12 protein-coding genes are annotated in these 15,749 nt (G+C 40.3%); all 12 read right to left on the bottom strand.

Annotated elements, in window-relative coordinates:
- Positions 1-351: 351 nt before the first annotated feature.
- A complete protein-coding gene (locus tag F957_RS18410) occupies positions 352-4,794 on the bottom strand; it encodes a PilC/PilY family type IV pilus protein (protein WP_016542755.1) in 4,443 nt (1,480 codons plus the stop codon).
- Positions 4,795-4,807: 13 nt separating this feature from the next.
- Positions 4,808-5,530 carry a PilX N-terminal domain-containing pilus assembly protein gene (locus F957_RS18415; protein ID WP_016542754.1) on the bottom strand — a complete coding sequence of 241 codons (723 nt, stop codon included), beginning with the start codon at positions 5,528-5,530 and terminating at the stop codon, positions 4,808-4,810.
- A complete protein-coding gene (locus F957_RS18420; RefSeq protein ID WP_016542753.1) occupies positions 5,527-6,609 on the bottom strand; it encodes a PilW family protein in 1,083 nt (360 codons plus the stop codon). Before F957_RS18420 ends, F957_RS18415 begins: the two co-directional genes overlap by 4 nt.
- Positions 6,609-7,073: a type IV pilus modification protein PilV gene (pilV, locus tag F957_RS18425; RefSeq protein WP_016542752.1), complete on the bottom strand. Its 465-nt coding sequence runs from the start codon at positions 7,071-7,073 to the stop codon at positions 6,609-6,611. Before pilV (F957_RS18425) ends, F957_RS18420 begins: the two co-directional genes overlap by 1 nt.
- Entirely contained in the window at positions 7,070-7,600 is a 531-nt protein-coding gene (locus F957_RS18430; protein WP_016660121.1) for a pilus assembly FimT family protein, read from the bottom strand. The genes pilV (F957_RS18425) and F957_RS18430 overlap by 4 nt, the downstream gene beginning before the upstream one ends.
- A 289-nt stretch (positions 7,601-7,889) precedes the next feature.
- A complete protein-coding gene (locus tag F957_RS18435; RefSeq protein ID WP_016542750.1) occupies positions 7,890-8,330 on the bottom strand; it encodes a type IV pilin protein in 441 nt (146 codons plus the stop codon).
- On the bottom strand, positions 8,317-8,844 hold the full coding sequence (locus F957_RS18440; RefSeq protein WP_016542749.1) for a prepilin-type N-terminal cleavage/methylation domain-containing protein: 528 nt from the start codon (positions 8,842-8,844) through the stop codon (positions 8,317-8,319). Before F957_RS18440 ends, F957_RS18435 begins: the two co-directional genes overlap by 14 nt.
- A 14-nt stretch (positions 8,845-8,858) precedes the next feature.
- Positions 8,859-12,812 carry a PilC/PilY family type IV pilus protein gene (locus tag F957_RS18445; protein WP_016542748.1) on the bottom strand — a complete coding sequence of 1,318 codons (3,954 nt, stop codon included), beginning with the start codon at positions 12,810-12,812 and terminating at the stop codon, positions 8,859-8,861.
- Between the two features lie 14 nt (positions 12,813-12,826).
- Positions 12,827-13,612, bottom strand: coding sequence for a pilus assembly PilX family protein (locus tag F957_RS18450; RefSeq protein WP_016542747.1), 786 nt, complete (start codon positions 13,610-13,612; stop codon positions 12,827-12,829).
- A complete protein-coding gene (locus F957_RS18455) occupies positions 13,612-14,580 on the bottom strand; it encodes a PilW family protein (protein ID WP_016542746.1) in 969 nt (322 codons plus the stop codon). The genes F957_RS18450 and F957_RS18455 overlap by 1 nt, the downstream gene beginning before the upstream one ends.
- 1 nt (position 14,581) lies before the next feature.
- Positions 14,582-15,139, bottom strand: a complete 558-nt coding sequence (gene pilV / locus F957_RS18460; protein WP_016542745.1) for a type IV pilus modification protein PilV — start codon at positions 15,137-15,139, stop codon at positions 14,582-14,584.
- On the bottom strand, positions 15,136-15,669 hold the full coding sequence (locus tag F957_RS18465; protein WP_016542744.1) for a pilus assembly FimT family protein: 534 nt from the start codon (positions 15,667-15,669) through the stop codon (positions 15,136-15,138). The genes pilV (F957_RS18460) and F957_RS18465 overlap by 4 nt, the downstream gene beginning before the upstream one ends.
- Between the last annotated feature and the right edge of the window lie 80 nt (positions 15,670-15,749).

Raw genomic sequence — 15,749 nt, 5'->3', positions numbered from 1 at the left:
AAAGAAAGATTAAATTTCAGCTTATCCACAGCTCTGAATTTAATTTATAAAATCAATGACCTTACCCGTCTTCGCTAGTATTACCGCAAATTGATGCAATAATATTAGCGGCAGTTTTGATCAGCACCACTGATTAATAAAGAAGCTACGAGAACAAACTCATCTTGGTTACAACAAAAAGGATGTCATAAACAGATGGCCTGTTTAGGTCACGTAACATAAAGTAACCCTCATTAAAATACCGACTTGGTTTTGCAATTAGCGTATTGTTCTGCTTGCTGAGCGTGGGATCACAGCTTAGATCGGTGCGATCCCACAACAATCCGCTTAATCAACCTAGATATCGCGTGTTTATTCACTGTCTTCGTACCATTTAAGCGGTACCAGATGTCGACGCATTTGATTGGCCGACATTACACCATTTCCGATTTTGTCTTTAGCACTTGTATTTAACAGTTGACGTACCAGTCCATTATCCTTTGTCGCAACACCAGACCCCACCATACTGTCGACAATCCCATGACCTGCACCAAAGCTCATGATGGTATTTTCATTAATTTTTTGCTCACAAACACCAAATGGCAAACAATAACGTTGAACCGTTGTCAGCCCTTTGGCTTGGACACTACAGCCCTTACCCAAGGTATCATTTGGATTATAAACACTGGCGTATAAACTTTTGTTCATTACCACCATTTCACCAAGGACTTTACTTCCTCGACTATCTTGAATTAGCCCTTCTTTACCATCCTTAACCTCAAGCCCAGCAACGTTAACCGCCAAAGTTGACCAACCAGATGACATAGAGGCTTTGACCTCTGCCAGCGTTTTCCCTTTAATCTGATCTGCTTTGGCCATATTTTTCAGATCAGACAGCACAATTTTAGCGGTATTATTTTGATTTATCGTAAAATTAGGCTTAACGACATCTTGGTCAAATAAATTATAAATCCGACTTGAAGACGTTCTATCACTCCACGGCAAGCTACGATTCCCTGATGCAATACTCACGACGGCTATAGGTTGCTCATAGCCATATACACTAAAACTAGGAGCTTCATAGAAACGATCCGCTGTATTTGAAAATAATAGGCTATACCCGCCCATATTCACTTGATTGGAAGTCTCTTTTTTTCCTAAATTTGCATCAAAATCAATACGCCAAACTTGCCCACCTAAATCACCGAAATACAAATGATCCGTCAGGCTATCACCATCACGATCTGCAACGGCAATACGACTCACGACACTATATTTCATATTATCAATTTTCAAACCATTTTGAGCCGGTACTGCTTTGGCGCTTGCCCACCACAACAAATCACCATTGTCAGCATCAAACATATAGACACCAGCACCTTTGGCAAAGCTTGGACTATAATCCGTTTTTTCATAGCCCATATCATAACCACCACCAACAAGCATGACGCGTTTACGAAGACCATTCCATTTGACATAAGTAATGGTCGGTTTTGACCAACTTTGCCCCATATAACTCAATGGTGAGGCATTATCTGCATTGTCAGGATCAATATGAAATTTGAGTTTAGGCGCATCTAAATCGACTAAATCCAAAGCATAGTAACTCCGCCCGCCCATTCTTAAACCGCCATATGCGATCTGCTGACCTTTCGCAATGATCTGACCATTACTTTTAATCGTTCCAACGGTTGCAATAACGTTGCGACTAGTACTTCCACTACTTCCTGGCTCTATTCCATATGCATATTCACTGTATACGGTCCATGCACCATCTACACCATATGGCATCTGCTCTCTCACCCCTTTACGCGTATGCATAAATGCCTCACGCTGCAAGCCTTTATAATATATTCGGGTCGGGTCTTTTGAATCTTCCAGCATCTCATTTGGAACAAAAGCAAATTTTTCCTGACCTGTTTTTGCATCCACAACATGTAAAACACCTTGTGTGGTTCCAAACAACACATAATCACTTCTTTTTTGAATGCTCTGATCTGCATTGAGGGTTGCTTCTTGGGTGAGCTTCACTGGAATCGAATGTAAATTCATTCCTATTTGCCAGTTCTTAAAGTTGATCTCGGTTAGATCTGCTGCAGTTGCATTCTGTGCAATTTGATAGCCTAAAAGGTTCATCAAATAATAACCTTTAGGATCTTTCAGGCTATTATTCAGTACACAGCGTTTTGCATTACTACTATCTAGATAATGATTATCAATGCTTTGTAGCTGGTCTGTCGCGATAAACTGATAACTATCACCTGTTTTTTGACAGCCGCGATTAATATACAGTTTGCGAGCTTTGCCCCGCAAAAAACCTAGAACCCCTCCTTTATGCCAATCCTTAACATCATAAGACGGTGCATTGCTATCCCATGCATCCTTTAACTTATTGATTGCGTTATCTGATTCAACATAATATTTTTTAAAATTACCAAACCAACTCGCTTTATATGTGGGTTCAAATAGGCTTGTATACACACTATTTTCCATACGATACGGCGTCAGTGGATCCGCTGGTAAAGCTTGTAAACCAATTGGATCTCCATCCACTACGCCTAGATTGTCATGGAAGTTTTTAATACTTGCTGAAATATTGGCACTATTTGCAGAGTTATACCAACCACCACCACCGACTACGCCCCAACGCGCCATATTTTTAATGTCTTCTGGACTTGGCGGGAACAAACTATTCAGTAAGCTTTTTACCCCATTTCCAAGAGGACCTATTGCCAAAGTATCCAATAAACTTTTTACCGTTTTCGGAACAAACCCAGTCAATAGTTGATCTTCTGACACCGTCGTATTGTTAATCAGATCTAGACCACTGGTATCCTGCTCATTCATACGTCCATTAATTTGACTGGGTAATTGTAAAAATGAACGATCCATTCCAATCACGGCCGTTGTAATTGGGTTACTGGACAATTTCCGAATATCTCTTGCATACGCTCCTATACATTGCCACGTAGCAAAGTCACTATCTCCTTTTTGTGTTTTTTTCAATTCCGTAGAATTACATCTAAAATCCCATTCACGCATATCCCCATTTTTATAAGTAATCGAAATCGCCTGTTTTTGATCTAAAGAGCGCCCCATCATACGTTCAATTGCTTTTTCAACTCCACCAATCTTGGTTTGGCTATTGGGTTGCAATAATGCATCGGTAATCGTTGGTGAAATATTGGGAACTCCTCCTGCAATAACAATTAGACCATTGGCATCACACTCAGGACTTTCAGAAGGTGTTTTATAAAATTTATTATTATTTTGAGTTAAAACATTGGCTGTATTCTGATGTTTCAAACTGTTGCTAAAACCACTATATTCTGCATCCTGCTCAGCAACGAATCCGTAATAGAGGTCCTTCTCACCAATTTCAGCGAGGCTACCAACAATATTACCGACCGCTCCTAACAATCCTCCATCACCTAATAAGTTGCCGACCAGATCGCCCTCCACTTTGACCAGCTGCTTGATCTCTTCAGTGTCCCAGTTCCAATTCCAGCCTCCCCCAAACAATTTAAACTCTCTTTTTTGCCATTTGTTTGTTAAACAGTTTCCCTTAACATCCCAGTCTTGACATCGATACTGTTGCTCTCCAATTTTAATCCCCAAGAGACTCAACGTAGTCGTTCTCATATACAACTGTCGAGCACCTGTTCCTTTGGTGGTCGTCCCTAATAGATAAGCTCCGGTTTCCGCATAACTGCTTGCCAACGGGCTATTGCCCCCCAACCCAAGAACGCTTAATAATTTATTTAATTCACTATTGGTTTTCTCAAACTCTAATAATGAGCTCGCTGCGCCAAGCGGATTCGCCAAGATATTTAATACTTTACTTAAAACATCACTCAGTACTGCGCCAATCAGTTTCGGAATATTCTGAGCCAATAAATTTCCTACACTAAACTCACCTTGGGAAGCCATCTTCGGACTCGAAATATAATCGATCAAATGTTCACGATGCGTTTTTTCTGTTCCGTTTACGATATATTTTGTGCTTAACAGTTTTGGCTCACTGACAATCGCACCGGCCCGGTCATTTTGAGTATGATCATCAGGAGAAACGGACAATCCGACAGCTGTGCTATCAGGAATACGCTCTATTCCAAACGCATCATTTCCTTTAAGGACATCAAGCAACGCCATACGAACGCGAGAACTCTTATCATAACAACGATAAAGACCAACCGCAGACTTGCCTGTCACGGGTTTTAATAAATCTAGGTTCATTTGTAAGTCACAGGTCTGCTCGATATATTCTTTTGCAGATAAACCTGTTGCACCTAACAGTGGCTTTAAAAGCCCATCTAAAGTGTCAACCACCAAATCTGTGGTTACGACCGTACAATATTGCCGAGGAAATGGATACTGATCCGACAGCTGCTCTGTGGTCACTTTTAACAACGGGTCTAAACTACCACCAAGTGCTTGTTGTAAAACATTCTTATCTACTGCACCCAAAATATTAGTGACAATATTACTGACATCAGTCTCTCCAGCAACTTTAATCCCTAAGTCCAAACCACCTTTACCAAGGACATTGGTAACGCCGCCTCCCACACACAAGGGATAATCTTTCACTAAATCTAATAAACCAGCCCCTCCCATGCTACGAGACTGATCCACCATCAACATAATCCGTTTTTTATTGCCATCAGCAGGTTGATACACTTCTATGTCACTTGCAGAAGCAACCGAACACAACACTAAGGAGCTAGACAATACCGAACAACATGCCAACAAGCTTTTTATTTTAAGTTCTTTGCTAGACTGATTTTTTATTCGGCTTTTCATTTTATTATTATTCATGACAATTTTTCCTTTATGAAGCTGAAGGTTCAAAGTCAGACAAGAAGCGGTATTCCGCGACCTGAGTGTTATATAAAACTTTATTCTTTTTTAAACATGAAATAAGACCTTGTTGCCCCACTGGTGGTTTAATACTGAGGTTGAGACATCCCTTCGTGCTATCAAATAAATCATCCGTATTGGCAAGTCCTTTCATGACAGAAGTTACATAGACTTGTAATCTTAGACTTTGTTCAGTTTTAGCACTCACAACATCAGTACCGCGAGCCATATCTGAAAAAGGCTGAGCATCCGTATCTGCTCGTTTAATATGTACCTGTGTGATCACGGCTTTACGACCAGCAGTATCATTCTTATCATCGGTACATGGCCCACCACCTGTTGCCATTTTTTGACGAAATGCAGTCGTGTTTTGCCAATATAGCCAACTGGTATTGGATAAATGAAAGGGCTGATCACCTCTAAAGCACAAAATCAGTTCTTTATCGTAATTATCTGCATTTCTAAAAAAACTGACGATTCCACTCGTTGCTGTAATATCAGTGCTGTTTTCTGGATTCTGCAATGCCAGCAAAGCAGCATCAGAGCTTTGTAGTAATAATGTTTGAATCTGATTATTGGTGACTAACTTTAAAGAACTTACACTTTGCCGAATAGCCAATGTTCCAATCACGGTAATAATCAGAAGCAGCATTAATACAACGACCAATGTTGAACCTTGTTGATGTTTGCTCATGATTCAACTCCCTCATTAATCCATCCCATGGCATTCCGCAATGAAATCGTTTGTTCAACAACTTGACGCAAATGAGTATTTTGATATTGGGTATCGAGCTTAATTTTTTCCTTTCCAAACATGGTAAAATCCGCCTTATTCTTCTCTACAACAAGGTCGGGTAAACCTGTACTACTTTCGGACTGTACCAGTACACCGATTTGAATTGCATGGACATGCGGAAGAATGGGCTGGACGACACCATCTATATTTTTTTGGTATTTCTTTTCCGTTTGATCTAAGTTGACGTAATCTTTTATATCGCTATAAACCAATGTGCTATTCACATTATTTAAATCGCCATCCATATACCCAATACGCACTTTAAAATAGTCAACATTCGGCAAAATAACCTGACTTGCTTCCCAAGCTAGAGCAAGCTTATTTGTCCCCGTTATTTTATCCAATTGAGCTTGGGTATACTGAGCAGCTTGGCAGCGCAACGACTGTCGCGAATCGGTTGAAGTCGAAGCCACAAAATAGCGTTGAATCACAAAGGTATTTTTTTCAACATCCTGACCTGAGCAATCAACGGTTGCTTGGGGTACTTGATAACGAATAATCAGCTGATTATTTTTCTTACCAACGACATTGGCTGTACCCAAATCCGCAAGTTGATTACTCTCAAAACATGCAGGGTTACAATTTAAATTAATTTTTTCGCCAATATTATCTGGCGTCATAATAATTCCGGCATAACCAATTTTATTATTTAATGCAGGCACGGGTGCACTCAGGTTGGCCTTACGAATATCGTTAATAATAAAGTTCAGCCCGAGACTTGCATTATCCTGTATATCCGCCATCGCTTTTTGTAGCTTATAGCTGGTGAGACCCGCAATAAACAACTGAGTTGCTGCGGCAACGATCAACAACCCCAGGGCCAAAGAAATAATCAACTCAATCAATGTAAAGCCAGCACTATGATTCACATGTGGCCGAGTATGAAGGCGCTGCTCAGCTTCGGTAATATGAAACTTCATCAACGCATCATCATGGCTTTCTGAAAACTGAGAATTGATCTGAAGGTCTGTATTCATTAATACGCCTCCAAAAATAAACAATGGGAGTTTGGAACATAAGTGCCATTTTCAATGCACTGTGTTAAATCCGTTTTCCCATCCTTGACCAATAGCGTTGTATTCCAAGCGACATAAATACATTGGCGGCTCTTCCCTGATGGGCACTGATCGACAACCAAATTCATCCCATAGTCTTTTGCCTGACTTTGAATCTCGAGAACATCCTGCTTTGCAATTTTGGCGACGCTGTGCTCACTCACAACTAAAGGCTGATAATATCTCTTTAATGTCGCCTCTGGATTTGCCCGCATTCGTTCCGCCAAATCACGAGCAATGGTCAGTGCTAGAACTTGCTGCCGAGCTTCGGCACTTGCATCTATTGCTTTGAGCTGGAGGCCAATAAAACCCAAAATACCAATAGCCAATAACACAAGCGCCACAAGCACCTCAACTAAACCCACACCGTGTTGTATATTTTTCATGTGCAAGCCCCTTTTTTTATTATTGTGTCCCCAACAATGCCGACTTGAATGCAATACACAAAGCCATCTTTAGATAACTCAAAGTTCTTCGATGTTTTCACTCCGCCATTTTGATTAAATAACAAGCTTGTCGCTGACGTATTCACTACGCTTACACCATGCGCTAAATGCACCCAGAAAATCCGATCTGCATCAGTCTCTGGAATGGAGAGCGCTGCCGAACAGCTTTGTTTCGATAAAGAGTCTAAACAAAGACCTGTCGTATCACGTAGCAATACCGCTTGGCTTCTTGCTTCAGAGACTTTGATTTTTATGGTATTTGAGACTGATTCTATTTTTTTTTGCGTATACAATGCGGTAAAAGAAGGAGCTGCTAAGGTTGCAACAATAGCCAATACAGCAACCGTAACAATTAACTCTATCATCGTAAATCCACGGTGTGGATCAGTGAAAGGTGATCTCGTCTTAATAAATCCTTCACCCAAAAAATGGGAAGAATGAAATTTTAAACAATGGCCTCTTTTCATTTAGACCTCCTCACTACATATCTTATTGTTTTCGTTTTTTTGATTAACATTATTATGTTTAATTATCACTTTTTGCCAAAAGTGATTAAAAATCTATTGTTCACAGACAAATGGTAGAGAATGTCAGATAACCGAAACTGTTTCAGACTTTTGATAATATTTTTTTACATTTAGTGATAAACATCACAATAAATATTAAATTATAAATGTGTTGTTTTAGTCGCATAAAAAAAGCAAAGATCAGGATCTTTGCTTTTAAATAAATCAGAAGATTGCAGTGCTCTTAAGATTAACTCCATTTATTCTTACTAAAGTCACATGCCGTTTGGCCTTTCTCCCAATACCGCTGTCCTAAATGATTTAAACAAATAATACCATCCTGTTTTTGCCGGCCAGCAGAATCAGGTGTCGCAATAAGCGTCCATTCACCAGCCGTTACATTTGCAAGCTCTAGGCTATACAATTTCGTACCCGTCTGCGGAATAGCACCATTATGATTAAAATCAGCCAAGGTCACAGCCGCATTATTTTTCAGCAAATTGGAATTTAGTGCTTTATAGCGTTGCAACTTACTGGCTACATCCAACATTTCACTTTGTGCCGCTGTACGGTTTGTTTTGAGTATATAATCATTGTATCCAGGATAGGCGATGGCTGCTAATATCCCAATAATGACCACAACAATCATTACCTCAACCAGGGTAAAGCCCACATGATTACCAATCTTCACCTTGACCTCCACATGGGGTTGTTCCCGATAAGTTACTCGCTGTTAAGTCATCCTTAGCCAATTTCATTTTGGTTTTACATTTCATCCCATTGCTCATCATCAAAAAGCTATAGTTACCTGTTTGCAGAGGGTTGCAAGATGGGCAACTTCCTGGATGATTAATTTCAGAATTAGCTTCTGCCAATATAACCCAACCCACACCCATCGCAGCGGGATCATTTAATGCCTTGGATGGATCTATCACATCACGTACATAGACATTATAGGTAATATCCGCTCCCGTTTTACCTTCAGGTAACACGGAACTAGCAACTGTAAAATTTGCATAGCTAAAATTACGGCTTCTGTGCTTTTCCAACAGTGTCGCTAAACGTTGTATCTCTTGCTCCGCTTGTGAAGCTGTTCCTCGACGTACAAAATCTTTATAGCTGGGTATAACGATTGCAGCCAAAATCGCAACAATAATGACCACAACCATGACTTCTATCAGAGTAAAACCTAGATTCTTTTTCATCTTCTGTTATCCCATCATCGCTCATACCAACGTTGAGATACAAATTGAGTTTTTCCTGCATATTTTTTAATATTGCCATTACTAGGCAAATTCAAAACCATATTCCTAGTCTGGTTGATTCCACCAAAACTAATACCAATATTGCCTTTACCCAAGAAAATATCATCGGGACGCTCTGCGACAACAGCACCAGAGCTTCCTACTTTCGTACACTGCCCATATGGTAGGCAAAATTGTGAAACTTTACTTTCACCTCTTACGCCACCTGCGCAATCAACACCTACGATATCTTTGGCAGCATCAAAGACACTCACATAAAGATCATTATCAATTGCGACATGGTCATTTAAAATACGTTTTTTTGCCCCAACCGAATAATACCATCCGCCATTGGCTATGGTCGTTTCAGTATTACCGTTAACATTATTAACCAGATTTCGACCTGTTGCTCCATTCACCTTTACATCATAGGTATATAGCTCATTATTGAGTAAAATCGGTAAGTTACGACGTGTCACATCTTTATCATAGATCACATAGACAGCATCTTTATCATTATTTTTTGCTGACATTGGATAGCTAAAATTACCTGAACCAATCGTGATCGCAGCAAAAAGACCATTGTTTGAGTTATGAATTGTAAATGTTGGAGTGCTATAAAAACGTGGTGCATCGGTTCCAGACATATCTAAAAGGCGGACTGCACGTGTGGCAAAGTTATCACCACCTGTCTTCCCTGCATTGGTTGAACTACTTAAATCAATACGCCAGACTTGCCCACCCAAATCACCAAAATATAAATGATCAGCAATACCGTCACTATTACGATCTACTGTCTTAATACTACTGACAACACTGCGATTCAGATCTTTATTGTATGTTTTATTTGTTGAGTTCGATCCAGCGTTTGCACTGGCCCACCAAAGTAAATCACCATTATCTGCATCAAACATATAAACGCCAGCACCTTGATCTGTACCGCTTGGTGAATAATTGATATCTGCTTCATATCTAGGATCATAGCCACCTCCCACAAACATCACCAGTTTACGTTGCCCCTGCCAATTTACCCATGCAATCGTTGGTTTCGACCAACTTTGTCCCATACACCCCAAGGCATTGCTTGTGCTACAGCTCCCAGTTGGGTTAATACGGAATTTCAGTTTTGGGGTACCGCCAGTTGAAGTGACATCTGAAAGGTCTAGAGCATAGTAACTTTTACCTCCCATCCTTAAGCCACCATACACCCATTGTTTCCCACCTTTTACAGTCACAACAGGTGCCTTTGGTGTAGAACTAGATTTGGTTACATACTCTGTATAAGCCGTCCATTGACCATCTATACCATATTGTAAATTTGCAGCTTGATTATCTTGTGACAAGAATCCTTTGGCCTGATTTTCAATCATTTCATTTGGAACAAAAGTAAAGACCTCTTTACCACCATTACCATCGGTAGCATCTTTTCCTGCTGTGACTACATGTAAAACACCCTGAGTTGTTCCAAACAAGACCAAGTCATCTCTGTTGGTATAGGTCAGCACATCCTTTTCAAAGGCAGTCGTACCTTCTTGAGTCAACAATATAGGTCGAGAATGCATGACCGCACCCATTAACCAATCTCGTTTAGGTTGTTGCTGAATCACTTGCTCTAGTTCTGACTGGAATGTTGCTTCTTTCGGATATAGATCAAGGTTATAAGCTAAATCTTTTGCAATTGGATAGCCAAATAATGAAAGTAGATATCCTCTTTTTGGATCTTGTTTATACAATTTCTGGCTGGAAGAAATGAAGTCTGCTCGTCCTACTTGAATCAGATTACCAGAGTTAATACTGATGATATCGTTTTGACTATTATCAGTTGCATTTTGTCGTAGTGCTCGATCGGTAAAAATTCGTCTTTCATTGGGTGTTTGGGCGGTGTTATAGCCTAACAACATCCGACTTAATGCCCCACCCACCTTGACTTCAAGACTTTGTTTAACTCCATTTTCTTCTTTTTCAATCCATTTCTTGACTGACGTATCTGCCCAATAATCATTGATATCGTCTTTTAATAAGCCATTGCTATTGGCAACCGCACTAGAATCGCGATCATACAGCACCCCTTCAGCCACTTTAAATTTTTTCAAGTTTCCGAGCCAGGTAACAACACCTGTATTACCAATCGCATTGGGTTTTGGGTCAAACTGAGGGAAATACCCCCACGGTTGAATATTCTGTGTATCCAGTGCATCGACAGGAATCGTAACGGAACCCGTTGTAACAGGCGGAATATACTTGCCTAATTTGTGAATGAAGGCATTGACACTGTCAACAACGGCTTTATCGTTTGAACCCGAATAATAGCCACCACCACCAAGATCACCCCAAGCTTTTGCGGCGGCGACATCATTGGCGTATTTACCTGTGGATTCACCCAATGTACTACCAAAACCAACAACCGCGGTTAAAATACTCACCCCTTGCGGATTGTTCACAGGGCTACCACTATCATTTAACTTTCCATCTTTTAACCTTTTGGTTAAACCTGCTATACATTGCCAGTTTGTCTTTGCGATTTTGTTGCTATACCAACCTCTGTCACAAGATGTACCAGCCTGATTCCAACCACTACAATCATTATAAAAATTATTGGATAACATTCCTGATGTTGGATTTAAATCCGTTGCTGAACATGTATAGCTCGTATCATCTAATGCAGATTGCATAACATTTTCAGCAGAAATACGATTACTATATTCTGGTACACCATCGGTCAGAAAATAAATCCCCTGGGTATTACATTGTTTGGAGCGATCAATTTGCGCTGGTTTGTTATACTGATCATTATCCCGAATATTACCGACGACGGACTCTGTAAAACCACTTCCCGATAACCCCTTCGTTGTCCGGCCCAACAAATAAGCTGCAACCTCAGCATACGCAAATGCAGTAGGGGTACCATCATTAGCACTAAGATTATTGACTTCTCGCAACATTTTTTTACGATGAGTTTCGTAAGCTGCTCCGGTATAAGTCGTTGTTTTTGAAAATGATGCAGTAGATTCCTGCCTCACAGTTTCAGTAGTCGTAATGCTTTGTTGATTTTGTTTTTGTGTATCTTCATTTCTCGTGCATCTGTTCCAAAAATCCGTTTGCGTGCATTTCTCATTACTTGTTGACGGTAACAAGACTGCTGGAGAGGGCGTTGAAACACGGTCAATATCGGTTATGTTATTAAAACTAAGGTTCGTTATTTGCGAAACAGGTATCGTTCCAGCAAAATCTTCAGCTTGTTTTGTTGTAGCTACCCAACCATTGGCCTTGCAAGTATAGTTAGCATTCCAATCAACGCATTCCTGCGCAATAGGGCTTCCCGCCGTTTCATTTCCTATTAAGCTCCAGTTAGACTCAAACCAACTAGACCAACTTCCATTCGAACTTTGGTTTGACCAATTAGGGTTACTCCAACTTGACCAATTCCCACATCCCAAAAAACTACATGAGCGCGTCTGAACTCTTATCCTCTCTTGCCATGTTAGATCGGTTTTTGTACGCGACCGTGTTCTTTGTGCCAGCTGCGTCACCTGCTGAACTGTTCTAAACACCTCACGATTTCCAGCCAGTTGTACAGGCTCACCCAATGGTTTTGCCTCTAGCTTGATACGCCCTGTACTGGCATTAAATGTAGATAAGCCAACGATCAGCTTATCCTCAAGTGGTGCTATACCTTTACTACTATCTCCTTGTAATAAAGTCGTCATCCCATCCTTTAAGCTTTTTAAACGATTTTCGCCATAGCTATTCGAATTTGGATTCATACTTCCAGATACATCCAGCATAAACATAAGCGTGGTTTCTGAAGTCTGTGGTGCCTTATATAACTCGACATCGCTGGCCTGTGTGCTAACTGCCACACTCGTCACCATGGTTATCGCAGCAGCCTGGCAAGCAACAACCAATTTTTTTAGTTTCATCATTTTCATTGCCTTATCCCCATTTAACTGCTTTTTGTGGCATAACTAACCACGGCATAGTCCATCACTTGCTGACTATATGGCACACCGAGCTGATCAAAACAGTCGGTTACAGATTCTGTTCCATCATTCTGTGTCGATTTTTCATTGGTATAATTACTAAAACATTTGTTGACATCACTCTTCAGTGAACTCCAACTATTACTGCCTGTCGTTGCATTTGGAATAATCGTTGTCACCACGATACGCACAGGCTGTACACCATCAAGCTGTACCGTTGTCGTATCGGTACCTGTTGGGAAAAATTTAAACGGAACATCACTGTTAATACTACTTTTTTTCACAGCAATCTGCGAAATCATAATATCTCGACTACTACTAAAATCATTTGAGTCATACTTACAAAAGCCAGCTGTTCCAATTTCATTGTTTTTAATATTTTTTTTCCCATCACTATCCGTCGCCCATGACACAATACTGGCATTCTGCAAACTAAACATTTCTTTTTGAGTCTTAGGTCGATAACAGAACACCAATTCTTTATTTAAAAAACTATCTGATTTAACCATTCCCAACATCCCCAAAGAACTTAAATTTCTTTGCAGAATTTCTTTAGTTTTACTGTCTTGTTCAAGGGCAAAAAAGACGGCATCAGCGGTTTGTTGCATCAGGTTTCTGGCCTGACTATTGGTTGCAATGTTCAAGCCTAGAATACTTTGCTTTACAGCAAAAGTTCCAATGACTGTGACGATCAGTAAAACAAACAGTACCGTAATCAGTGTCGCGCCCTGTTGATTCATCTTATGCATTACAGGCTCTCCATTAATCCATAACCATTGCGCAACGCAACTGTTTGACTGACCACCTCTCGCACATATTTTTGCTTGGTTGCATTGGTCGTTAATTCAACTTTTTTATCCAATACTTGAAACGCTGTAGGCACAGTTTGATTTGCTGGAATTGCCTCTACTCCTCGCATGAGTATGCCTATTTGAATCGACATAATACGCCCTCGAGCTTGGCCATCCTTAACCAACTTGCCATTCCCCATATAATCGCTAATTGGCATATATTTATATTCATCCCGAACATTATCTTTAATGCCCAATAACACATGAAAATAATCAACACGGCGAATAATGACCTGTCCCTGACCACCGAAATCTGAAATTTTTGTCGGTAAACTTGCAGTAGGAACCATGGTTTTATAACGTCCAGCATCACAGGCAAGTGCCAGGTCATCGCCATCTTTTCTTAAAAAGTAGCGTTGAACAATAAAGACCCCTTCATTAATCTCTGCTTGACTAATGCCATTACCTTCACAATCCATTGCACCTGCAATAACCGCCTTGTATTGAATGACCAACTGGTCACTTTTCTCACTTTTTACATTACTTTCACCTAAGGCACTGGCTGTAAGCAGTTCAACTTTAGTGGTGTCATTGTCATTCAGATTGAACGGGAGATTTGCTGATTGTGTCTTCTGCTCTTCTTCAGTCAAAGCTTCGTAGCTTTTAAGCCCCGTCAACACCACACCACTATATAAGTTACGATCATTTAAAATAGCGAGGTTGGCATCTAAATTGGCAATACGAATATCTTTCGTAATATAGTTCAAGCCAAAATTCCCATTGTCTTGGAGTTCAGCTAATGTTTTCTGTAAGTTATAATTAATCGTACCCGCAAGAAAAGTCTGAAAGCCTGCTGCAACAATTATGAGCCCTAAGACCAATGCCACCATCAGCTCAATCAGCGTCATACCTTTTTGCTTTTTCATTTTAATATGCCTCCAAGACGACGCATTTAGAGTCTGAACGATAGGAGCCTCCCGTTGTACAATCCTTAGCATCCGAGCCATCTTTAGGGTTGGTCTCGTCCCAAGCAACAAAGATACAGTAACGATCCCGCTGAGTGCTTCCTGCACATTGGTTTACACCGATTTTCATTCCCATTTGGTAGGCTTTAAACAGCGCTTGATTTGCATCTTCAGTTGCAAAGTTTTCACTATTGCACGCTACGGCTGTTCCAAAACATTTTGAGTAACTATAACTACTTAAATTTTGTTTACCTTCAAATGCTTTAATATAGGCTTTATAACTTTCTTTCTTGCCATCTTTTTCTACTTCGATATTTTTCGTCAAGCCTTCCTGATTTGCTCGAATTCGCTCAGCAATATCTTTTGCCAATGCCATCCCTTGAATACGTTTTGATGCTTCTATCGAAGAATCTAGTGCTCGTACTTGTAACAAAGAAAAACCCAATACCCCAATTGCCAACAACAAAAGGCTTACCAGTACTTCAACCAACCCCACCCCTTTTTGGTATTGTTGCATCATGAGCACTCCTTGCCTTGTTTGGTGTCTTTGCTGACTGTGACTTTGCCAAAAGGCGTAATCTCGATATAATTTTTAATATTATTATTCGATAGCGTAATCTCTACACCTGATAAGACGACTCCTTCACGTGTATCAACCCCGTTCTGATCTTTATATCCCCGAGAAAGTTGAGCATTGCCATCTTGCGAAAAGGTCAATTGATCCACACCGGCAACGGCAGTCCCTACCCACTTTTCGCTTGTACAAACTAATGTTTTAAAAACCATCGTTTCATTTTCATCAACGGCCCAATATAAATCAGTTGGGCTGACAGTCCCCGTTTGATTTAAATGTACTGTGATGGTTTTACGATGTAACAGTGCGTCATAGCGTGCCTGTATCAAAGTCTTTTCAAAGTCCTTACTTGAAAAATCAACTTGCTGCTGATCTTGAAAGTTCTTAAAACTAGGTGCAGCAATCATTGTAATAATTGCAAATACCGCAATCGTCACCATCAGTTCAATTAAGGTGAAACCCCGAGTTTTCCCCATTTCCCCAGCACCTAATGATTAAAATTCACTACTCTATATTAAATTTTATTTTTACAGAACCAATACAAAGCAGATAAGCA

It is taken from the genome of Acinetobacter gyllenbergii CIP 110306 = MTCC 11365 (genome assembly GCF_000413855.1).
Taxonomy (GTDB): domain Bacteria; phylum Pseudomonadota; class Gammaproteobacteria; order Pseudomonadales; family Moraxellaceae; genus Acinetobacter; species Acinetobacter gyllenbergii.
This window is presented reverse-complemented; position numbering and strand designations above follow the sequence as displayed.

What these genes read in the sequence shown, in the direction of transcription:
- F957_RS18410 (WP_016542755.1), bottom strand. Translation starts at nt 4,794, where the DNA reads ATGAATAATAATAAAATGAAAAGCCGAATAAAAAATCAGTCTAGCAAA.
- F957_RS18415 (WP_016542754.1), bottom strand. Translation starts at nt 5,530, where the DNA reads ATGAGCAAACATCAACAAGGTTCAACATTGGTCGTTGTATTAATGCTG.
- F957_RS18420 (WP_016542753.1), bottom strand. Translation starts at nt 6,609, where the DNA reads ATGAATACAGACCTTCAGATCAATTCTCAGTTTTCAGAAAGCCATGAT.
- pilV (WP_016542752.1), bottom strand. Translation starts at nt 7,073, where the DNA reads ATGAAAAATATACAACACGGTGTGGGTTTAGTTGAGGTGCTTGTGGCG.
- F957_RS18430 (WP_016660121.1), bottom strand. Translation starts at nt 7,600, where the DNA reads ATGAAAAGAGGCCATTGTTTAAAATTTCATTCTTCCCATTTTTTGGGT.
- F957_RS18440 (WP_016542749.1), bottom strand. Translation starts at nt 8,844, where the DNA reads ATGAAAAAGAATCTAGGTTTTACTCTGATAGAAGTCATGGTTGTGGTC.
- F957_RS18445 (WP_016542748.1), bottom strand. Translation starts at nt 12,812, where the DNA reads ATGAAAATGATGAAACTAAAAAAATTGGTTGTTGCTTGCCAGGCTGCT.
- F957_RS18450 (WP_016542747.1), bottom strand. Translation starts at nt 13,612, where the DNA reads ATGCATAAGATGAATCAACAGGGCGCGACACTGATTACGGTACTGTTT.
- F957_RS18455 (WP_016542746.1), bottom strand. Translation starts at nt 14,580, where the DNA reads ATGAAAAAGCAAAAAGGTATGACGCTGATTGAGCTGATGGTGGCATTG.
- pilV (WP_016542745.1), bottom strand. Translation starts at nt 15,139, where the DNA reads ATGATGCAACAATACCAAAAAGGGGTGGGGTTGGTTGAAGTACTGGTA.
- F957_RS18465 (WP_016542744.1), bottom strand. Translation starts at nt 15,669, where the DNA reads ATGGGGAAAACTCGGGGTTTCACCTTAATTGAACTGATGGTGACGATT.